The sequence below is a fragment of the Clostridioides sp. ES-S-0048-02 genome, from assembly GCF_020658495.1.
GTDB lineage: Bacteria > Bacillota > Clostridia > Peptostreptococcales > Peptostreptococcaceae > Clostridioides.
In genome coordinates this window covers 486,591-508,345 of the sequence record NZ_JACVWH010000002.1, presented here as the reverse complement: position 1 = coordinate 508,345, position 21,755 = coordinate 486,591, and the positions used below count along the sequence as shown (strand labels likewise).

The 21,755-nt window shown below is 27.6% G+C and carries 19 protein-coding genes; 3 read left to right on the top strand and 16 right to left on the bottom strand.

Annotation, left to right across the window (positions count from 1 at the left end):
* Positions 1-108: 108 nt before the first annotated feature.
* From IC173_RS05025 to IC173_RS04975, 11 genes are all read right to left on the bottom strand, one after another.
* The gene (locus IC173_RS05025; RefSeq protein ID WP_227830823.1) at positions 109-315 is read right to left on the bottom strand and encodes a hypothetical protein; all 207 of its coding nucleotides are present in this window, start codon (positions 313-315) and stop codon (positions 109-111) included.
* 139 nt (positions 316-454) lie between these two features.
* Positions 455-1,543: an IS200/IS605 family element RNA-guided endonuclease TnpB gene (tnpB, locus tag IC173_RS05020; RefSeq protein WP_227855240.1), complete on the bottom strand. Its 1,089-nt coding sequence runs from the start codon at positions 1,541-1,543 to the stop codon at positions 455-457.
* A 31-nt stretch (positions 1,544-1,574) separates the two neighbouring features.
* Positions 1,575-1,913: an IS200/IS605 family transposase gene (gene tnpA, locus IC173_RS05015; RefSeq protein WP_227434478.1), complete on the bottom strand. Its 339-nt coding sequence runs from the start codon at positions 1,911-1,913 to the stop codon at positions 1,575-1,577.
* Positions 1,914-2,384: 471 nt separating this feature from the next.
* Entirely contained in the window at positions 2,385-4,097 is a 1,713-nt protein-coding gene (ptsP, locus tag IC173_RS05010) for a phosphoenolpyruvate--protein phosphotransferase (protein ID WP_227434477.1), read from the bottom strand.
* Between the two features lie 261 nt (positions 4,098-4,358).
* Positions 4,359-4,619: an HPr family phosphocarrier protein gene (locus tag IC173_RS05005; protein WP_003422895.1), complete on the bottom strand. Its 261-nt coding sequence runs from the start codon at positions 4,617-4,619 to the stop codon at positions 4,359-4,361.
* 191 nt (positions 4,620-4,810) lie between these two features.
* Positions 4,811-6,022 (bottom strand): patatin-like phospholipase family protein, encoded by a 1,212-nt coding sequence (locus tag IC173_RS05000; protein WP_227434476.1) that lies wholly within the window; start codon positions 6,020-6,022, stop codon positions 4,811-4,813.
* A gap of 230 nt (positions 6,023-6,252) precedes the next feature.
* Entirely contained in the window at positions 6,253-7,986 is a 1,734-nt protein-coding gene (locus IC173_RS04995; RefSeq protein WP_227434475.1) for an Eco57I restriction-modification methylase domain-containing protein, read from the bottom strand.
* A gap of 39 nt (positions 7,987-8,025) precedes the next feature.
* On the bottom strand, positions 8,026-8,424 hold the full coding sequence (locus IC173_RS04990) for an RrF2 family transcriptional regulator (RefSeq protein ID WP_227434474.1): 399 nt from the start codon (positions 8,422-8,424) through the stop codon (positions 8,026-8,028).
* Positions 8,424-9,974, bottom strand: coding sequence for a GGDEF domain-containing phosphodiesterase (locus tag IC173_RS04985; protein WP_227482128.1), 1,551 nt, complete (start codon positions 9,972-9,974; stop codon positions 8,424-8,426). The genes IC173_RS04990 and IC173_RS04985 overlap by 1 nt, the downstream gene beginning before the upstream one ends.
* Positions 9,975-10,299: 325 nt before the next feature.
* A complete protein-coding gene (locus tag IC173_RS04980) occupies positions 10,300-11,124 on the bottom strand; it encodes an N-acetylmuramoyl-L-alanine amidase (protein WP_227434472.1) in 825 nt (274 codons plus the stop codon).
* 123 nt (positions 11,125-11,247) lie between these two features.
* Complete coding sequence (locus tag IC173_RS04975; protein WP_227482127.1) at positions 11,248-11,892, bottom strand: undecaprenyl diphosphate synthase family protein; 645 nt, start codon at positions 11,890-11,892, stop codon at positions 11,248-11,250.
* A 138-nt stretch (positions 11,893-12,030) separates the two neighbouring features.
* On the opposite strand from IC173_RS04975, the gene IC173_RS04970 reads away from it, so the two are divergent.
* Positions 12,031-12,501 (top strand): DUF4358 domain-containing protein, encoded by a 471-nt coding sequence (locus tag IC173_RS04970; RefSeq protein ID WP_227855239.1) that lies wholly within the window; start codon positions 12,031-12,033, stop codon positions 12,499-12,501.
* 104 nt (positions 12,502-12,605) lie between these two features.
* Here IC173_RS04970 and IC173_RS20665 read toward each other — a convergent pair whose 3' ends face one another.
* Together IC173_RS20665 and IC173_RS04965 are read right to left on the bottom strand one after the other, a co-directional pair.
* Positions 12,606-12,728: a hypothetical protein gene (locus IC173_RS20665; protein ID WP_255613120.1), complete on the bottom strand. Its 123-nt coding sequence runs from the start codon at positions 12,726-12,728 to the stop codon at positions 12,606-12,608.
* Between the two features lie 135 nt (positions 12,729-12,863).
* Positions 12,864-13,652: an HAD family hydrolase gene (locus IC173_RS04965; RefSeq protein WP_227434469.1), complete on the bottom strand. Its 789-nt coding sequence runs from the start codon at positions 13,650-13,652 to the stop codon at positions 12,864-12,866.
* A 368-nt stretch (positions 13,653-14,020) separates the two neighbouring features.
* Between IC173_RS04965 and IC173_RS04960 the strand changes: the two genes are divergently transcribed.
* Entirely contained in the window at positions 14,021-14,977 is a 957-nt protein-coding gene (locus IC173_RS04960) for an LCP family protein (RefSeq protein ID WP_227855238.1), read from the top strand.
* A gap of 335 nt (positions 14,978-15,312) precedes the next feature.
* Positions 15,313-16,278: an LCP family protein gene (locus tag IC173_RS04955; protein WP_227855237.1), complete on the top strand. Its 966-nt coding sequence runs from the start codon at positions 15,313-15,315 to the stop codon at positions 16,276-16,278.
* A gap of 241 nt (positions 16,279-16,519) precedes the next feature.
* Here IC173_RS04955 and IC173_RS04950 read toward each other — a convergent pair whose 3' ends face one another.
* The 3 genes from IC173_RS04950 to IC173_RS04940 all read right to left on the bottom strand — a co-directional run bounded on the left by IC173_RS04950 (position 16,520) and on the right by IC173_RS04940 (position 21,742).
* The gene (locus IC173_RS04950; RefSeq protein WP_227835269.1) at positions 16,520-18,634 is read right to left on the bottom strand and encodes a cell wall-binding glycosyl-hydrolase Cwp19; all 2,115 of its coding nucleotides are present in this window, start codon (positions 18,632-18,634) and stop codon (positions 16,520-16,522) included.
* Between the two features lie 299 nt (positions 18,635-18,933).
* On the bottom strand, positions 18,934-19,641 hold the full coding sequence (locus tag IC173_RS04945) for an SH3 domain-containing C40 family peptidase (RefSeq protein WP_227482123.1): 708 nt from the start codon (positions 19,639-19,641) through the stop codon (positions 18,934-18,936).
* A gap of 187 nt (positions 19,642-19,828) precedes the next feature.
* Positions 19,829-21,742, bottom strand: coding sequence for a polysaccharide biosynthesis protein (locus IC173_RS04940; protein WP_227824289.1), 1,914 nt, complete (start codon positions 21,740-21,742; stop codon positions 19,829-19,831).
* Positions 21,743-21,755: the final 13 nt, after the last annotated feature.

Sequence of the window (21,755 nt, the reverse complement as noted above, 5' to 3'; positions counted from 1 at the left end):
AATATCTTAAGTTCTTAATTTATTTTACCCTTAATTCTATTATTAAATACTTTTAATTATTTTTCAATACAATATCAAATTTTAACATTAATAATTTTAAGTTTAAATTTATTTCGTAAATCCAGATACTTTCCACACTCCACCATCATTTATAACATCAATATTAATATCAGAAAAACCTAACTTCCCACCAGCTTTTTCTACCCCATCATTGGCAAATATTACATTATAACTTCTTTTATCTTTTTCTTCTCCTAAATCCATTTTTTCTATATATACAATTGTATCGCTATTAATATAATCTGGTAAATTCATTTCAAATCTAGTATCAGTGAACTACCATCCACTTAACTACCTACGGTAATGTTTGAAGTGGTGGCTTCTTGGTCAAGATAACTATTGTTATCAGTATCTCCAAGCTATTGGGCTAGTTCCTAACCCTTATGATTACCATTTATATGGCTAAGTTTAGTAAATTGATACTTGCATTGATATCTCTATCGTGGAATGCTCCACACTCTGGACATTCCCATTCTCTTAGTCCTAAGTTCTTCACTAATGGATTTTTATATCCACATTTAGAACATAATTGACTATATGCGAAATTCTTATCTGCTACTATTATTTCTCTACCATACCAATTAGCTTTATATTCTAACATTCTTCTGAACTCCGACCAACTTGCTTCGCTTATAGCTTTCGCTAACTTATGATTTTTCACCATATTCTTTACCTTCAAGTCCTCAATAACTATAACTTGGTTTTCGTGTATTAGTTTAGTTGATAACTTATTTAGGAAATCTGCTCTTTGGTCTGATATCTTTTGATGCAACCTTGCTACCTTCAATCTTGCTTTATATCTATTATTGCTTCCTTTTTGTTTTCTTGATAAGTCCTTTTGTAGTTTAGTTAATCTTTTCTCTGATTTTCTAAAGTGTTTAGGATTATCTACTCTAAATCCATCGCTACATATTGCAAATTCTTTCAATCCAACATCTACACCTATTTTCTTATCAATAGTTTTTAGTTTCTCTATTTCAGTTTCTGCTAATATAGAAATATAATATCTATTACCTGGTGTTCTCGATATAGTACAACTCTTTATTTCTCCATCAAACATTCTATGTTGTTTTATCCTAACCATCGATTTTAGTTTAGGTAATTTTATATATCCATTTTCAATCCTTACAGTACCTTTTTGGTTGTTAGTAGTATAACTATGGTAGTTTATTTTCTTAGATTTGAATTTAGGAAAACCTACTGATTTATCTCTAAAAAAGTTTTTATAGGCTTTATCTAAATTCATTTGTTCATTTGCTAGTGCTAAACTATCAACTTCTTTTAGGAACTCATATTCCTTTTTGTAATGTGCAGGTGTAGGATATTTTATTTTTTTAATATCTAAGTCCTTGTTTTCCTCATATGCTTTAATCCTATAGGATAACATAAGATTATATATAAGTCTGCTACATCCAAAAGTTTTAGCAAAATATTCTTTTTGTTCGCTATTTGGATATAATCTATATTTATATGCTCTTAGCATATTATCCCTACTTTCCTTGATTTTCTATGTATTATTTTACAACATCCAATGGAGCTCCACCAGTTGTTACTAGACAATAATTTTTGCTCCAAAAGTATTCTTTCCATAAGGACTTACGAATACTTAGAAATTCATTCTTTATTCTTCTACTTGATGCTGATTTATAAGCATTTAGGAGTTTAGATATCTCTGTATTTGGTTTTGCTTTGAATAACAAGTGCACATGGTCAATATCATGATTCCATTCTAGCAACTCCACTCCATAATTTGGGGAGATATCTACAAATATATCTTTTAGTCTATCTGATATAGAGTTATCTATTACTTTTCTTCTATATTTTATACACATAACTAAGTGATAGTGTAACAAAAATACTTAATGATTATTACTATCTAATTTCATTGTAGTTACTTCCTTTCAGTTTTTACTACTGATTTTATAATACAATACATTTTTTGAAAATCAAGTAAAATAAATAACCTATCGGTTAGGCTTACATCCTCCATCTCCTATGACGAGGAAGAGGAATTTCGCCATAGGAGGTTAAATATATACTCTTTAAACCATTCACCCTTAATATATATTACCATATTTCAAAAGTACATCCACATAACATTAATACATATTCAGGTGCAATTACCTAAAAAATAAGTCTACAAAAAACACAAACTATAATTAAAGTATTATAAATTTTAATTTATAATAATAAAAAAGCCATAGCGTATAAAATAAACTATGGCTTTTCTTTACTTATTGAGTTATTCATATTATTTATAACATATCTACATGGATATTTTATATAATATAAGTTTGTAAATTACATATTATATATTTTATAAATTACATGTTAAAAGTTGTTTCAATATATCTTTTTATTTCTTCCGCAGTACCCATATTAAGTACTTCATCAGCTAATTTTTTCATATCCGCTTCTTTAACTGAAGTTATTAATTTTCTAGCAGGAAGTATTGATATTGGAGACATAGAAAACTCGTCTAATCCCATACCTAAAAGTATTGGTATCATTTTTTGGTCTCCAGCAGATTCTCCACACATACCTGCCCATTTACCTTCTTTATGTGCATTATCTATAACTGTCTTTATAAGTCTTAAAACAGCTGGATTAAATTGATTGTAAAGATAGCTTATCTTTTGATTCATTCTATCAACTGCACAAGTATATTGTATTAAATCATTAGTTCCTATTGAGAAGAAATCTACATGTTTAGCAAGTATATCAGATATTACAGCAGCAGATGGCACTTCTATCATCATACCGATTTCTACATCTTTAGCATAAGCTATACCTTCAGAATCAAGTTCTGCTAAAACTTCTTTTACAACTTCTTTAGCTTGTAATAATTCTTCTAAAGATGAAATCATAGGGAACATTATTCTCAATCTTCCATGAACACTTGCTCTATATAAAGCTCTTAATTGAGTCTTAAATATATCTGTTCTATCTAAACAAAGTCTTATTGCTCTGTAACCTAAAAATGGATTCATTTCAGGTTCCATAGTCAAGTAACTTAACTCTTTATCTCCACCTATATCTAATGTTCTTATAACTATAGGTTTACCTTCCATTCCTTCTAATACAGCTTTATAAGCTTCATATTGTATTTCCTCAGTTGGGAAAGAATCTCTATCCATATATAAAAATTCTGTTCTATAAAGACCAACACCTTCAGCATCATTCTTTATTAGACCTTCTATATCATTAGGAGTTCCTATATTACCAGCTAATTCCACGTGTTTCCCATCAAGAGTTACTGATTGCTTTCCTTTTAATAATTGTAATGCTTTTCTTTCCTCTTCATACTTAGCTTTTAACTCAGTGTATTTGCTTATAGTTTCTTCATCTGGATTAACGATTACTTCACCAGTATCTCCATTGAAAACTACAAAATCTCCATCTTTAACATTTGAAGTTATATCACTTAGTCCAACGATTGCAGCGATTTCTAAAGTTCTAGACATTATAGCTGTATGAGAAGTTCTTCCACCTATGTCAGTTAAAAATCCTAAAACCATTTTTTTGTTCATAGTTGCTGTATCTGATGGAGTTAAATCATGTGCTATTAATACTACTTCTTCACTTAAAGCAGATAAATCAACAACTTTGATTCCTAGTATATGTCTAAGTATTCTATTTGTAACGTCCTTTATGTCTGCTGCTCTTTCTTTCATATATTCATTGTCCATAGACTCAAACATACTAACAAACATTTCTTTTATTTCATTTAAAGCATATTCTGCATTTACATTTTCAGTTTTGATTTTATCAATTGCAGAACCAATTAACTCTGGGTCTTCTAAAACTAATAAATGTGCTTCAAATATTTCTGCCTCTTCTTCTCCTAATTCTTGAGAAGCTTTTTCCTTAACTTTTATTAATTCTTCTTTAGAAACTACAACTGCATTTTCTAATTTAGCAACTTCCGCTTCAACATTATCTATAGTTTTTTTCTCAATTACTAACTCACTATGCTCAACTACTAACGCTTTCCCTAAAGCAATACCAGGAGAAGCTCCTATTCCTTTGTAAGCCATAACCCTACCTCCTAAAAATATCTTCTGTATTTTGATTCCAAATTTATAATTAAAAATATCTTACTTATTTCATCATTTAAAATATTTATATTTTCATACCCAATTAATAATAATCTTAATCTTCTGATTAAATAAACATGAAAGTAACAAAGAAACTAAATATTTACAAACTTTTGTCTGTATATTTTTAATGTTTCTCTGTTACTTTTACTCTAAGCAATGATTAGATTATAAATACCAAATTTTTAGAAATTATTATATCTACTCTCCAAATCCACTTTCAACTAATTCAACCATTGCTGCTAAAGCTACTTCTTCATCTTCTCCATTTACAACTAATTTTAATTCTTCTCCTTGAGCTAAACCTAAACTCATTATTCCCATGATTGATTTTGCATTTACAGTTTTGTCTTTTGCCACAACTTCTACTGTTGATTTAAACTCAGCAGCCTTCTTAACAAACATTCCTGCTGGTCTAGCATGTAATCCACTTGCATTTTTGATACTAACTACTTTTTCCATTTTTTAAATCCTCCTATAAACCTAACATTTTATATTTTTTAAAATTGTTTTCCTATTTTTTACTTTAATGGCACTTAGTGGTACTTTTTTGTCCTATGGTCATTTTTTGTTCCCACTAGTGCTACAAAAATATTATACTACTAATATACACTTTTTTCGAGTATAATTACAAATTTTTTTTTGTTTTTTATTTAACTTTGACTTTTTAAGTCTTTTATAATACAATTTGTCAATAATTTTGTGTTTTTGTTCTTTTTAATACTGATTTTAGGTCTAATTTCAAAATTTGATGCTAAATTCTTATTAGAATCAATATTTGTATTTACAACATCTATAACCTTATTAAAATCATATAATTTTACCCTATTTATACTATTTTCTTCAAGTTTTTTCTCATATACACAGTAAAATAAATCTTTATATGAAAAATTTTTGGGTAAACCAAGTGTCTCACCAAGCTTTGGTATTACATTTTCCATAACAGTTCTAAGCGAAACATCTCTTTTTATATTCAATAAGTTACAAATACATTGTATTGTTTCATTACTCATTCTTCTAAATCTATCAAAACAATACTCTTCATCATACTTATACTCTACATCAAAGTAATACTTAATACCATCGCATCTTTCATAAGCTTTCATAGTATCTAAATATCCTAATCGAATATTTTTTTCTACATTATCTCTATCTTTATTAAGAGAACCGCCTAAATATTCTGATGGTATTATGGTTTTTATATTTATATTTTGATGTTTATTTAGGTTCATTTTTCCAAGAAAATCATCAATTAACCTAATTACAACAACATCTTCATATCCTTTATCTTCTAAAAGCCCTATTGGCATATTATCACAAAACATTCCATCCAAATACAATTTATCATCCATTACATTTGTTTGGAAAATAGGCAAACTAGAACTAGCAATTAAATAATCAACCAATCTACCTTGTGGCATATCTTCTATATACAATGGATGAGGATTAATTTTTTTATCCCACCAAACCGTAACAAGTCCAAAGTCTTTTTTTGATTTTCTTATTATATCTTCATTTAATGTAGTTTCCATCAAGTGTCTTAATGGGCTTATATCTATACCTTCATTTTTTCTGGCTTTATTTATAAGTTCAAAAACTGCATTGATATTTTTCGTAGTAAAATCTACATTTTTAAATCTCTCATAGCTTTCTTTGTCAATATTCATAAAATGAGTATAATCATAGTTTAGCCATATATCTTCCATTACCTCAATATCGTTTTGAATTATATATGCTCCATTCAAAGCCCCAATTGATGTTCCTGTTACTCCTTGAAATTCTATACCAAGTTCTCTTAAAGCTTTATACGCACCTATTTGATAAGCTCCTTTTGTTCCTCCACCTTCTAAAACTAATCCTTTCATATTATCACCTACTATTTAAAGCGTTCCTAATTTATATTCCTCAGCAAATATTAATTCAAAAAACTACTTTTAGCTATTGGAGAAAAATAAAATTGTACAAATTTATTTTTATTTTATCAAAAAAATATTCAAAAGTATATATTTTTAATATTTTTTATATGGTTAACTTTTTCTTTATCAATTTAGATAAATTATTAACATTCAACATATTTTTTCATATCCATACTTATTTATATTCCCAAAGAATCTATTACTAATTTATCTATTTTTATCTGCAATTTTTCTACTCTGTCTTTGTCTATTGTTTCATTTAATAAAATTGATATTATTTGTTTTGATAAATCCTCTATTGCTTCATAATTATTATCTCTAAAAATTCTTATCTTCATAACCTTATTAGGATAATAATCATATATATTTTTACTCATTTTTTTAGCTGTTATTTTAAAGTATTTATCATATACACTAGAATTTAAAATTCCAACTAAATATTCATATGAAAATTTATCTAAATACTCATCTTTTATGAAAAAAGAATATACATCTGCACTTGAAAAATTATTATCATAATCTATAGCAAACCTATTTTCTTTGGATTTATATGGATACATTATCTTTTTTCTTTCGAAAAAAAGCTTTTCTCTACCCCATTGAAGCTCATACCACTTTCTTATTCCACTTTTACATTCTCTTCTGTTTTCTAATTTAGTCTTATACACACCTATAATTTCATCAAGTATTTTTTTGTTTTTAACCTCGTCATCTATATCATTTGAGTATATTAACTTATATTTACTTTTCTCTACTACATACTTGTTTATATTTTTGCTTTTTATCCAATCTTTTAAAAGCTTCTCATCTACAAAATTTAATTTTAAATCCCCTTCACTTAAAATAAAAGCCTTATCACATCCTGTAATTATGCCTTGAAAGCTTACAGCTATGTCTTCTAGGCTATATTTACCTTTTTCTTGTATTTTATTATAAAAAGATTCATTATCCTTATTTACAATTATCCATTCATCAGAAAGCAAGTTTTGATTTATATTAAAATATTCAAATTTACTACTATTTAAAAGTTCTTCTAGTGTTTCAAATTTATTTATAGATACATCTTCATTCTTTATTCTAAATATATCTATAGGCGTATCATTCAATTTTTTTTTATTAAAAGTAAGAATACAACTAGAAACACCTATATTTTTAAATATATTTGCACCCAAAAAATCTACTATTTCTTTAATATTAACATTTGACTTAATATAATCTCTCAAATCTTTTCCTGACAAACTTTCTAAGAAATATCTCGGCGTTATAACACTTCCAGTTCCTCCACATTTTAAGATATCTATAATCTTTTTATAAAAACAAAAATATAAGTCAGCTTTATCTTTATAAACTTCACTGTACTTTTCTAAAAGAAATTTTTTATATTTTTTTTCAAGTTTTTTATGTCCAATATACGGAGGATTACCAACTATGTAATCAAACTTATATCGCCAGTTTTTCTTTAGACTATCACAACAAAATAGGTTGATTTTAATACCTTCATCTTCTAAATCATTCGTTGTCTTTTTGTTTTTTAAGCTATCCTTTAGTATATTTATAGCATTTTCATCGATATCAGCACCATATATACAATAGTTCAATATATGATTGTGTATATTATCAATCTGCCAATAATTTTCATCATATTTATTTTTTAATTCATAAATATTTTTTTCAAATAAGTCATATAAAATATCATATACTTCTAAAAGAAAGTTCCCACATCCACAAGATATGTCAAGAATTCTCGGATATGGATTTTTAATTATATCGTGATTTCTCAAGGTTTTTTTAACAATATAATCGACAATGATTTTAGGTGTATAGTATATTCCACCTGCTTTTTTAGTATCTACATCTAAACTATTCTCATACTCTTTAGATAATAGAAAATTATCTTGAGATATATCATCCATAACTGAAAACCTCCAACTATTAGCTAAGCTAAAAATTTATTATTCTAATATCTGTCTTATAGATTTTCTTGATAAAAGTTTATAGATTTCTTTTTCTATCTCTAGTAATTCCTGATTTACCTTGCAACCTTTTAAACAATTACTACAATTAGATACATATCTAGTACATTTATTTATATATATTTTCCCATCAATTATTTCTACAATTGTTCTCAAACTTATTGTATCCAATGATACATTTAACATGTATTTCTTTCCATCTTCTTTATTAAAAGTAAGTAAATTATTTGCACAAAGTTTTCTAAGTAGTTTATATAGTGTTAATATTGGTATATCTTCATTTTTTAATATTGTTTTGACATCTATTGGATTATTTTCTCCATTATTAAATATAGCTCTTACAATTCTTATTGCATAATCTACGTCTTCTGAAATCATTATTCCACCTCCTCAACTGCCATATATTCTTTCAAAAGACTCTCTTCTAAACTTATATTACTTCTTCCAGTAAGAAGTTCCTTGTAACTACATTCATCTATTGGCTTAGAAAATACATAACCTTGTATAAAATTACATCCCATATTATTTAAAACTTTAACTTGTTCCATATCCTCTACACCTTCACATATAACAGCTAGATTTAAATCGTGCGAAAGATTAACAATGGCTTTTATCATAACCTTTGTTTTTGAGTTGGTTACTATATCTAATATAAGTGACCTATCAATTTTTATAACATCTACTGGTATCCCCTTAAGATTGATAAAATTTGAGTTCCCTATGCCAAAGTCATCCAATGATATATTCATACCTAAAGATTTAATTTCATAAAGTCTCTCACTAATAAATTTTACATCATTTAAAGCTGTTGTTTCTGTTATTTCTATTTCTACAAGTTTTCTAGGAACATTATATGTATCAAACATCGACTTAAAAAAATCTACTAAATCATTCTTATAAAGTTCTACTCTAGATAAATTTATTGAAACTGGTAAAACATTTATCCCTTCTGAAATCCATTTATCAATAGTAATAAAAACTTCTTCAATCACCCATCTACCAATATTATTTATCAAACCACTTTTCTCAGCTATAGGTATAAAATTATTTGGAGCAACCATACCTAAGGTTGGATGAATCCATCTTATTAATGCTTCTGAACCTATAATTTTATTTGTACTTGAATCAAATTTAGGTTGGTAGTGAATTATGAACTCTTTGTTTTTAATAGCTAAAAATAAATCTTGTTCTATTTTCATAAGTGATTTTATTTCTTTTTCCATAGCATCATCAAATTCAACATATTCTATATGCTTTAATCCTTTTGATTTAATTCTTGCCATATCAGCATTATCTATGGCTTTTTTTATGTCAATTTCATCATTATTAAATTTATAAATACCAATAGAAGCTTCAATGTTTATATTCATTTTAAAACTATCTATCTGACTCAAGGTCACAATTTTATTTTTAATAAGGTTTGCCAAATTAGGAATCTTTTCATCTCTATCTTCAAGTTTTATTATTAATAAAAAGACATCGCTTTTTAACTTTCCATAAATAGCTTCATTTCCAAAATAATTTTTTAAGTTGTTTGAGATATTGTCTAATGCTTCATCCCCTAGCTTATAACCATATATCTCATTTATAAGTTTAAGTCTGCATAAATCAAAGCATGCTAACACACAATTTTCTCTCTTATTAGCAAATATATAACTTTGAATATGTTGTAAAAAGTCATCATCCTTAGTGATGTTTATAAGTTTATCCAAATTGCTTTTAATATCTAAATTAATTTCGTCTTCATATGCCTTAACCTTAAGGTATGAAATAAACATACTTATGCTAAATAAGATTAATAAAAGCAAAATTTGACTCTTAATGTCTATTCCAATATGCTTCGTAAGTAAAACTATTCCCAAAACACCAATTATAATAAAAACTATTTTATTTAACCAACAAATTTTCATTATACTTTTTTTATTCATATAAATTCCCCTATATTATTTTTTAAATTATTTTACAATCAAACTTTTTTTATATTATATATTAATTATAAGGCACAATTGCTAGTAAATCAATCTAACTTAAAATCACATATAAATAACTCCATTTCTACGATTTTATTTCTCTATTTTTTTCAAATACCAACTAATTTTGACAAAAAAAACTATGAAGACAGACATACATAAAACAGTCTGTAGTTTCATAGTTCTTGAATCTAAATAATCTTTTCAGTATGAAATCATACTTTTAATATAATTCACACCTTTGCATTTTTAATTTAACTTTTACATTTAGATAATAATTAAATTATTTGTTTCCCTTAGAATCCAAATATGAAAGTATACCTTGAACAATTCCCTCTGTAAGTTGCTCTTGATATTTCGCGTTTATTATTTTTTGCTCTTCTGAAGGCGTTGTTAAAAAACCACACTCTATTAATATAGCTGGCATATTTGATTCTCTAAGTACTTCAAAATTATTTTCAATTATTCCCCTATCCCTTACTTTAACATAAGATGCTATTGTACTTTGAACTGTTTGTGCAAATTCTTTTGAGCCATCTGTAGCTTTATTTCTATACCATGTTTCTATACCCGTTGCTGTATTTCCATTTTTTTCTGCATTTAAGTGTATAGAAACAAGTACATCAGCAGAGCTATTTTTTGCTAAGTTTACTCTATCCATTAATGATACATATGTATCATCAGTTCTAGATACAACTACTTGAATGTCCTTTTGCTTAGCTAATTTATTTGCTAATTTCTTTGAAATTTGTAAAGTGAGGTCTTTTTCATATCTGTTACTAGTTTTACTTTGAGTTCCTTTATCATTTCCTCCATGACCTGGGTCTATAAATACAGTATATTTTTTGTTTTTATTTTCGTTTTCATCACCAAGGTCAAATTGTTCTGAGTCAACTTTTTGTTGTTGATTTGCTTTATTATTTTTATCCATCCCTTTGACCAAAGCTACTACACCTTGAGTAGCCTTAAATGCAATAAATAAAAATAACGCTGTAAAGCAAATCAGTACTACTAACTTTTTTTTATTTATTTTTCTTTTTTTTCTATTTAGATAGCTGGTATTTTTAGATTTGTTTCTTGAATTATTGTTATTATTGCTTTTCGACATTTCTTCACCCTTCTTGGTATAGATTTTTACATTTTTTCATATTATTAGTGTTATTTTACCACCAAGAAGTTTTTTTTTCAATAATTTAAAATACTCTACAATCTAAAAACTGAAATTTCTTAATTATCCGCCTAAAGTGACATCTTGTGTATCATACCAACTAAAGGCATCTTTTATATCATCACCTTTGAAATCTGGCCAATAATTATCTATAACATAAAAGTCTGCATAAATTGATTGCACAGGCAAGAAACCGCTTAATCTGCGTCTTCCTCCCCATCTAATTATCAAATCCAGTCTTGACACATCAAATGACTGTATGTAATCCTGTATGTTATTCTTATTTACATTTTCTACTCCTGATATATTATTTAAATCCCAATACCACCCATAATTTACTAGTAAATTTGCTCTTATCTGTCCATCTTTAGCTTGAATTCGATTTGTATATGGTAATAATTCTTCTGGGAACATTGGAGATTTTGTGTTTCCAACAACTAGTAAAGCTGCACCTTCTTCTATCAATATATTTGCTGCATCAATACATGCTTTTGTAAACGCTTTTGTCTGGACTGATGGACGTCTTGTATTATCAGTTGTAAATCCATAAAAAGTTACTTCTTCACAACCTAAATCTCTACATAATCTATAAGATTCTAGTCCAGGATTTATTCCACTTTCATATCCTCTATCCTTTGTCATTCCATTTTGACTTGCCCATCTTCTGTTTCCATCTGGGATAATTCCTACATGTTTTGGTACTCTCATTTTTAATCACCTCTTAATAGGTATTATTATCAAATTCTTACATTATTAATCAAAACTGTAACATTAAATACATTTATTTTTATATAATTATGTAGTAAACTAAATTAAGATAGAGTTAAAAAAACTTGGAGGTTTCTCATGAAAAAAATTTTAATGTTGTTTTTTTCAATAATCTTATCCTTTGGAATGGTTAGTTGTTCTTCAAGTAGCGATTATAAAAACGTTTCTACATCAAAAATTGAAAAAGCATTAAAGTCTTCTGATTTGCTTATAAAAGAATCAAAAATTTTTGATGCAAAAGAATTTAATTATTTTAACGATGTAGAAGAAGACATTACACAAGGTTTTGTAATCAATTCTTCTGAAAAATTATATCTAGAAGATATCATTGTCATAAAAACTGACGATGTAAATAAAATCTATAAAACTCTAGAAAATTATAAAAGAGACATGATTCAAGCACCTTTTGGAGAAGGACATGGAGAAAAAAACAATTCTGAAATAGCAAACAGTACTATTGTTGAAAAAGCAGGTAAATATGTTTATTTGATTTCCGCAGAAAATGTATCTCAAATAGAGGACAAAATACTGAGTATCATAAAAAAATAAATATCTTTATTGATGTTTATTAAATATCAATGTAATTTTTATATAAATAAATTTATTTTATCAAAAATTACATTGATATTTTTTATTTATTCAATTAGTATCATTTAACTCTCTTTGATATTTATATTTTTCTTTTTTCCTAAAACTAAACTTATTAATATCAAATCGACCATAATTACAGTCAATACTAAGTATGTCATCCATGCTAATGTATATCCACCAGACATATCATATAGTTAGTTAGTTTCTATTTCTGCAATTTCTCCCAATACTTCTTCAAGCTGTAATTTATATGCTTCCTTTAATTTATCATTTATACCAGCCAAAATAATCTTTTTCATTTAGAACCCCATCATAGATGGCTATCCAATTTTTATGACTTCTTTTATCTTATCTACAACACCATTTTCAGTATTTCTTTTTGCTCTAAATCTAGCAATTTCTTTCAAATACTCATTTGCATTCTCCATGGCATAGCTATGATAAGCACTCTTCATCATTTCCACATCATTCAATTGGTCACCAAATACCATAGTTTCTTCATATTTTATATCTAACATTCTTTGTACTTTTTTTATGGCACTTCCTTTATTCGCACCTTTTGCAGTTAAGTCAAGCCACTCTACCCCAGAAATACATACTTGAGCTCTATCAGAAAACTTATCAAAGTAGATACTATTGTTATGTTCTGCACCTTTGAAATCATGTATAGCTATCTTTAATATATCACCTTCTACTTCAGTCAAGTCATCTACAATTTTAAACTTTGCATAGTAAGTATTAACTTCTTCTATAAAAGCTTCATCTTTGCTCTCTATATAGGCGTATTTTTTACCACTCATTACAATTTTTTTCCCTTTTATACTTCTTGTTGTCTCTATGATTTCATTTACTAACTCTTTATCCAAAGGATTTGATAATATTTCTTCTCCTTTATATACTACTAATGTTCCATTCTCTGAGATAAACATCATATCATCTTTTATATCTTCAAATTTTTTTATAAGATTTTGATACTGCCTGCCACTTGCAGCAGAAAACATTATTCCCCTCTCTCTTAATTTTTTAAATACTTTATAAAATTCTGGATTTATTTCGCTCTTTTCATCTAACAAAGTTCCATCTAAGTCTGTTGCTATTAATTTTATCATACATTTCCTCCCCCAAATTATATAATTTATGATTATTTTTTATTAATTTTTATCAGTTTAAATTTTCAATTCCTATTATACACCAAAAATTCTAAATTACAATTTACACCTTTTGTAAGATGATATAACTACAATCAGGAAAATATTTTTTCCAATATATACAGTAATTTATAAAAATTTAAATCTTCATATAATTATATTCCAAGAAAATTAATAATAACTACACACTTCCTTCTATAAAATATTATAAAAATAATTATATTATGACAAACTTATGCTAATTTATTGTGTTTTTTATTGCTTATGTAACAATTTTTTAATATAATTAACTATGTGTAATTAAAAAATTTAGAAAGTAGGGGATATTATTGTCAGGACTCAAAAAATTTGTTATATTTCTAGCCCTTTTAGTCATAGCATTTCCTGTCAGTGTATACGGATATGTTTTTACTAAATTAAAAACTATCCAAGATGATAGTATAAATACAGAGGCTCTTAGCAGTAATGACTATAAAAATGAAGAAGATATTACAAATATATTATTATTAGGTACAGATGCAAGACCAGGAGAAGAAGTTTCTCGTTCTGATGCCATGATGATATTAACTATTGATAATAAAAATAAAAGTCTTAAATTAACATCATTAAATAGAGATACGTACGTTAATATACCAGGACATGGAGAGCAAAAATTAACACATGCTTATGTATATGGTCAAGCTAATTTATTAATAGAAACTATAGAAGAAAATTTCCAACTCGATATACAGAATTATGCTGTAGTTGACTTTTTCTCTTTTATGGATATAGTTGATGCTCTAGGAGGGGTTACTGTTACAGTTGATAAGAGTGAAATAAGAGAATTAAACAAATTTATACCTGAAACTTATAAATGGCATAAAAATTCTGACAAAGGCTTTCTTGAGTATATAAGAAGTTCAGGTGAGCAAAAACTAAATGGATATCAAACACTTGCATTTTCTCGTATAAGAAAAAATGATAGTACAGATGAGAGAGATAGAAGACAAAGAAGTGTTATACAAAGTTTAATAAATGGTGTTAAGGATTTACCAGTTACCAAATATCCTAATCTAGTTAATACTATACTTCCATATGTTAAAACTAATATGAGTCCTAATGAAATAATTTCTCTAGGAACAAAACTTTTAAGTATTGGAAACTTAGACTTAAAATCAATGGAATTCCCTCTTTCTACTGAAAATGGTAGAAAAATTGGTAGTGCAGGCTATGTAATTCCTTTTGAAGAATATGAATTAGATGCAATGCACGACTTCATATTTGAAGATATTATGGTTGAAGAGTAAAATATTTATTTATATTAATAAAAAGTTATATACAGAATTTGACAGTAAGTGCATGCCTTTCAAGAAGCAAATTATTTTGTAATTGATAGGTGTGTACTTATTTTTATTGTAAAAAAACATATAAATCTTATTTTTCTTTAAAAATTTAATTAATTTTTTAAAGAGTATACTACACATACTTTTAATTATATATAAATTGACAAATTTTCTTATAAATTATGCCATTGTCTTTTTTTTGTAACTGAAACAAGTATTGAATATATCTCAATACTTTAATATAATTAAGTGTATGCTATTAAAAAATATACAGGAAAAAGAAGAAAGAAGGGGTACTTTTGTCAAAATTAAAGAAATTTGTTATACTACTGGCTTTCTTGGTAGTAATATTCCCTATAAGCGTCTATGGATATTTTTATTATAAATTATCTACTATTCATGACTCAAGCATAAATAGTGATTTATTAGATAATAATGACCATAAAAATGAAAATGGGATAACTAACATACTACTTATGGGAACAGATGCTAGACCAAATGAAGATTCTTCAAGGTCAGATGCTATGATGATATTAACTATTGATAACAAACATAATGATATCAAACTTACATCATTAGCTCGTGATAGCTATGTAGACATCCCTGGTTATGGTAAACAAAAACTTACTCATGCCTATGCTTATGGACAAGCTGATTTATTAATACAAACAATTGAAGAGAACTTTAATGTTGATATTCAAAATTATGCTTGTGTTAATTTCGAATCATTTATGTATATAATTGATGCTATTGGTGGCGTTGAAGTTACAATTGAAAAAGGAGAAATAAGTGAATTAAATAAATTTATTCCTGAAACTTATGGTTGGAATAAAAGTGATGATAAAGGTAGCATACAATATATTAGAAAATCTGGAGTACAAACTTTAAATGGATATCAAGCATTATCTTTTGCACGTATCAGACATAATGATACAGCTTTTGCAAGAGATGGAAGACAAAGAGAGATTATACAAGCTATAATCAAGAAAACAGAAACCTTACCTGTTACTAAATATCCAGGTTTATTAGATGCTGTTCTTCCATATGTTAAAACTAATATGAAGCCTAATGCAATACTTTCTCTAGGAGCTCAAGTTTTAAAAATGGGCGACTTAAATGTTAAACAATTTGAATTCCCTATTGATGATGAAATTCATAGTACAGGTGGTATATATGGAAAGGCTGGTTGGGTTCTTAGATTTGACCCAGATACTTTAGATATATTACATGATTTTATATTTAATGATATAGAATTTAAACAATAATAACACTAAAAAACATTTAATACAAATATTATTATAAAATATAAGATTAAATATAGAAAAAGAACTATATTACATAATTATTTTCAAGTTGTTATCCATGCTTGATTATAAAATGTATATAGTTCTTTTTTTAATTTCTACTTTTATTTAATACTTTTTAATTTAACATTTTCCAATTTGATACTTTTATTTTAATTTGCCTTTATAGAATTTATAATATAGCATCTTTATTAAATTCTTACTACTGAACTAAGTTTAATAAACTGTTTAATGCAGTTTGATTTATGCCATCTCCAGCTTCATATACTAGACTTGTCTTTTTAGGCTCTAGAGCAGTTTTCTGAGCAGATGTTACACTATTTCCAAGCATAACTACTGGTGATTTTAATTTTGCTGCTAAAGGTCCTGATGTTAATGCATCTACTAACTGATTACTCTTACTTACAAATATTGATGAATATTCAACATTTGGATAGAATTTCTGTATTACTTTTCCATTTGTTTCTTCTCTATTTTCTCCAGCTATTCTATTTTTAGATACATCATTAGTAATAACTTTATCTAATTTACTTATTACTGAATCAGATATACTTAAATTACCACCTATAAAGTATGCATCTTTTACATTTAAGTCTGATACCCAGTTATAGATTTCATCACTTACATTATCTTTTGATACTAATACGATTGGCTGTTTTTCTTCTCCTGCTTTTGAAGCTATAGAAAGAGAATCTGCTTCACCTGTACCACTTGTTATATATAGTTTGTCTACTGGATTAGTCTTAGCTAATTCTTTTGCTATTAAAAGAGATGTGCTATATCTATCTGAGCCACCTACTCTGTTTATTGATACATTTGATAATGTATCTTTTATCTCACTTTCAATTTTATCTCCAATAGAACTATTTCCTCCTATTAAGATAACTTTACTTGGATTAAGTCTTTTTATTTCATTTTTGGTAGATGTTGGTATGTCACCCTTATTTACTAATAATATAGGTGCATCATTTGCAGTAGCAAGTGGAGTTGATGTTATACCATCTACTATAGAATATCCATTTACTAATACTACTGTATCTGAATTTGTAGCCCATCCTTTTTTACTTATTGCAACTGCTGTATCATATCTTTCAGCACCTCTTAATTTTTCCACCTTGACATTAGATGGTGGAGTCACTGGCTGTTCATTGCTGTCAGAGTACAAGCTCTTTAAATCATTTTGTATAGATGTACTATTTGCTATATCTTTAGCTGAAAAATACATACTACCCTTTATTTCACTATATTTTCTATTTAATGTTACTTGCTTAACTATTTCTTTTGCTATGTTTTGCCCATTATAACTTGATTGCCCTTGCTTATATATACCTTGTCCTATGTATAAATCTACATTTGTTCCTTTTACTTCATTTGCCCACCATGCTACTAATTTAGAGTAATCTGCAGCTTTAAGACCAATTGGCCAGTAAAGTTGTGGAACTACGTAATCAACTAATCCTTGTTTTATCCATGCTCTTGTATCTGCATATGTACCTACATAACTTTCATTACCTGATGTATCTGAACCTGTTGGGTCACTACTCTTATTTCTCCATATTCCAGCTGGACTCACACCAAACACAACTTCAGGCTTTATACTCTTTATAGATGCCTTTACATCTCTAAGTAGAGTATTTACATTTTCTCTTCTCCAATTGTCTTTGTTTTGTCCTTGTCCATATTTTTGATATGTAGCAGTATCATTGAAGCTTACTCCTGGATAGAAATAATCATCGAAATGAACACCATCTATATCATAATTTTGAACTACCTCTGCTATACTATCAACTATGTACTTTCTAACTTCTGGTAGACCTGGGTCATAGTAATACTTATTTCCATGTTTAACTACCCAGCTTGGGTTTTTCTTTGCTGGATGGTTTGCTGGCAACTTATCTATGCTCTCATCTGCCATAGTTATTCTGTATGGATTAAACCATGCGTGAAATTCCATTCCTCTTTTGTGTGCTTCTTCTATTAAAAATGGTAATGGGTCATATCCAGGGTCTTTACCTTGAGTACCTGTAAGATATTCAGACCATGGATTTATATTTGATTTATATAAAGCATCTGATTTTGGTCTTACTTGAACCACTGCTGTGTTTATCCCTGAACTTTTTAATTTGTCTAATAGGTCTGTGTATTCCTTTTTTTGCTTGGCTTCATTATTTTTAGTCTTAGGCCAATCTAAGTTATAAACTGTAGATATCCAAGCTGCTCTCATTTCCTTATCATTTGACGAATCAGCAAATGAACTTACACTACACATTGTAAGTGTCATTACCAACGATAATAATAATATACTTATCTTTTTCATTTCATCCCCCTTAATTTCTTAAATTTATTTTTTTCTACAATATACTCCTTACTAAGTATATCTAAAATTCATATTATCTGTCAAATATTGAATAATATAGTTAATATTTATATTTAATATTTGATTATAATATGAAATAATTTATTATAAAAAAAACAGCAAAGAAATTTATCTTCTTTGCTGTTTTTATAACGTTCATCACTATTTTAATATTAATTAATACTTCACTCTCTATGTAAAACATTAAACATAACTGTATTTAATGTTAATATTCAATCCTATGTAAATTAAATCTATTATTATTGTAAAACACGTGTAGCAGTTATAAGTCTTCTAGCATAATTAGTTCCTGGAGCCATACTAGTAACTTTTACTACATCTCCTGTTTGTGGTGAATGTATAAATTTAGAATCTCCTATATACAACCCAACATGATTTATTGAACCACCTGAACCAAAGAAAACTAAATCTCCTGCTTTTAATTCTGCTCTAGATACTTTCTTTCCTACTGTTGCTTGTGATCTTGATACTCTTGGCAAATTAACTCCTGCTCCATTTTTGTAAACATAAGAAGTGAACCCAGAACAATCAAAAGAGTTTGGTCCAGTTGCTCCCCATCTATATGGTTTACCTTGTTGCTTAAATGCTAAGTTTAAAACATTTTGTACCTTTGCGTCTACATTTCCACCTTCAATAGTTAAATAATCTCCATTTACCCATCCTGTAACATTGTCAACTGTTTTTATTTTTATCCATCCATTTGAATGTAATTCTAAAACTTCAACTTTGTCACCTGTGTTTATCTTTCCTACTATTGCATCATTTGCACTAGCTCCACTTCTCATGTTTAAGAAGTCACATTGATCTACTGTCGCAGTCATAGGTGAATTAGATAACTCTGCTGCACTAGCTGTTATTGCTCCCGCCTCCACTGTAACAACTCCTGCTATTAACACCATCGCTATAAATTTTTTCAATATATGTTTTTTATTTTTAATATTCATCATAATCTCAAATACCTAATCCTTTCGAAAATTTAACATTTTGTTCCTTCGTTTCCAATTCCTAATTAACATTCTAACTTACATCAAAATAAATTGCAACCTTTTTTGTAATCTTTTTGTAATCTTTTGTTTCTTTTTAGTCTCTATTTGCTTCTTTTTGCTCCCCCTGGTTACAAATTAGAAATATATTCTACTTATCTCGAGTTATTGCAATTTCCTTGATATTAGCATCTTCTGGTTTAATGTAAGTTGGTACTAATTTTCTCATTACACTATCTATTTTTTCAGTTTCTTCATTGTTTGTAATTTCTTTTAAAAGTTTTAAGTATTTTGTTATTTCTTCTCTATCAACATCTATTGGCCTACCAATAAAAATCTTTTTATGCTCTGTATCTAACAGACCTTCTTCTGACATAAGAAGCTCTTCATACAATTTTTCTCCTGGTCTAAGACCAGAAAATTCAATTTTTATATCAACATCTGGTTCAAACCCACTAAATTTTATTAAATTTTTTGCTAAATCCAATATTTTTACAGGCTCTCCCATATCAAGTACAAATACTTCTCCACCTTTAGCCATAGCTCCAGCCTGTATAACAAGTCCTACAGCCTCTGGTATCGTCATAAAATATCTAATGATATCTGGATGTGTAACAGTTACTGGTCCTCCATCTTCAATTTGCTTCTTAAAAAGGGGAATTACACTTCCATTACTTCCAAGTACATTTCCAAATCTAACTGCAACAAACTCAGTCTGACTTTCATCATTCATTGTCTGTATAATCATCTCAGCAGCTCTTTTAGTAGCTCCCATTATATTTGTAGGATTTACAGCTTTATCTGTAGATATAAGGACAAACTTCTTAGCTTTATATTTTGAAGATAAACCTGCTATATTTAAAGTTCCAAATATATTATTCTTTATAGCTTCACCAGGGCTTGACTCCATAAGAGGAACATGTTTATGAGCTGCTGCATGGAACACTACTTCTGGCTTATATTTATTAAATATTTCATCCATTCTTTTTTCTTCTCTTATTGAAGCTATTATTGCTTTTAAATCCAGCTTATTTTTATATTTTCTAAGCAATTCTTGTTGTATTGCATAAGCATTATTCTCATAATTATCAACTATAATAAGCTCTTTAGGATTAAATCCTGCAATCTGTCTGCAAAGCTCTGAACCAATTGAGCCTCCTCCTCCAGTTACAAGGATTACTTTTCCTTCAATGTAGTTACTTATCTCTTTTAAATTTGTTCTTATAGGCTCTCTACCCAATAAGTCTTCTATTTCTACCTCTCTAATCTGTTTTATGTCAACTTTTCCATCTATAATTTCATAAATCCCTGGTATTGTCTTTATTTTACAATTAGTATTTTTACACATATCAATAATTTCTTTTTTTCTACGTTTTTCTATGTTGGCAATAGAAAAAATTATTTCATCTACTTTATATTCTTCAACTATATCATTTATCTTTGAAGTTGTTCCTACAATCTTTACATTATGAATTATTCTTCCGATTTTATTTTTATCATCATCGATTATAGCTACTGCGACTTTTTTAAGTTCTGAATTTCGCTTTAATTCTTGTATAACCATCTCTCCAGCATCTCCTGCTCCAATTATAAGAATGTTAGAAACCTTCCCTCTAGAATAGGTTTTATTCATGACTATTCTTATAGCTCTGTACCCTATTCTCACTCCACTTGTAAACATTATAATGAATATCGTATTTAATACATAAAGCATTATAGGATAATCGAGTCCCAATATTCTATTTATCACATAAGCTGGAATTAGATAAGCTAAAGTTGCAATAAAAATCGAAATAATTTCTTCTTCTCCTGCATATCTCCACAATGTGTTGTAACACTTAAACAATCTAAATGATACTATATGGAGTACAATATATATACAAACTGAAATTATTACATTATTAACATTGAATACATCTAAATTTCCTGTCAAACTCAAAGACATTCGAAATGCTACTAGCACGCTACAAATATCTAGAATTAATAATGTTAGTTGTCTAAATTTATATTTTTTAAAAAGCTTATTAAAAAAGCTTTCTTTCTCTAAATCTATACTTTCTCGCATAACTAGAAGCCCT

Coding starts and splice junctions, on each gene's coding strand:
- IC173_RS05025 (WP_227830823.1), bottom strand. CDS start 315: ATGAATTTACCAGATTATATTAATAGCGATACAATTGTATATATAGAA.
- tnpB (WP_227855240.1), bottom strand. CDS start 1,543: ATGCTAAGAGCATATAAATATAGATTATATCCAAATAGCGAACAAAAA.
- ptsP (WP_227434477.1), bottom strand. CDS start 4,097: ATGGCTTACAAAGGAATAGGAGCTTCTCCTGGTATTGCTTTAGGGAAA.
- IC173_RS05005 (WP_003422895.1), bottom strand. CDS start 4,619: ATGGAAAAAGTAGTTAGTATCAAAAATGCAAGTGGATTACATGCTAGA.
- IC173_RS05000 (WP_227434476.1), bottom strand. CDS start 6,022: ATGAAAGGATTAGTTTTAGAAGGTGGAGGAACAAAAGGAGCTTATCAA.
- IC173_RS04995 (WP_227434475.1), bottom strand. CDS start 7,986: ATGGATGATATATCTCAAGATAATTTTCTATTATCTAAAGAGTATGAG.
- IC173_RS04990 (WP_227434474.1), bottom strand. CDS start 8,424: ATGATTTCAGAAGACGTAGATTATGCAATAAGAATTGTAAGAGCTATA.
- IC173_RS04985 (WP_227482128.1), bottom strand. CDS start 9,974: ATGAATAAAAAAAGTATAATGAAAATTTGTTGGTTAAATAAAATAGTT.
- IC173_RS04980 (WP_227434472.1), bottom strand. CDS start 11,124: ATGTCGAAAAGCAATAATAACAATAATTCAAGAAACAAATCTAAAAAT.
- IC173_RS04975 (WP_227482127.1), bottom strand. CDS start 11,892: ATGAGAGTACCAAAACATGTAGGAATTATCCCAGATGGAAACAGAAGA.
- IC173_RS04970 (WP_227855239.1), top strand. CDS start 12,031: ATGAAAAAAATTTTAATGTTGTTTTTTTCAATAATCTTATCCTTTGGA.
- IC173_RS20665 (WP_255613120.1), bottom strand. CDS start 12,728: ATGTCTGGTGGATATACATTAGCATGGATGACATACTTAGTATTGACT.
- IC173_RS04965 (WP_227434469.1), bottom strand. CDS start 13,652: ATGATAAAATTAATAGCAACAGACTTAGATGGAACTTTGTTAGATGAA.
- IC173_RS04950 (WP_227835269.1), bottom strand. CDS start 18,634: ATGAAAAAGATAAGTATATTATTATTATCGTTGGTAATGACACTTACA.
- IC173_RS04945 (WP_227482123.1), bottom strand. CDS start 19,641: ATGATGAATATTAAAAATAAAAAACATATATTGAAAAAATTTATAGCG.
- IC173_RS04940 (WP_227824289.1), bottom strand. CDS start 21,742: ATGCGAGAAAGTATAGATTTAGAGAAAGAAAGCTTTTTTAATAAGCTT.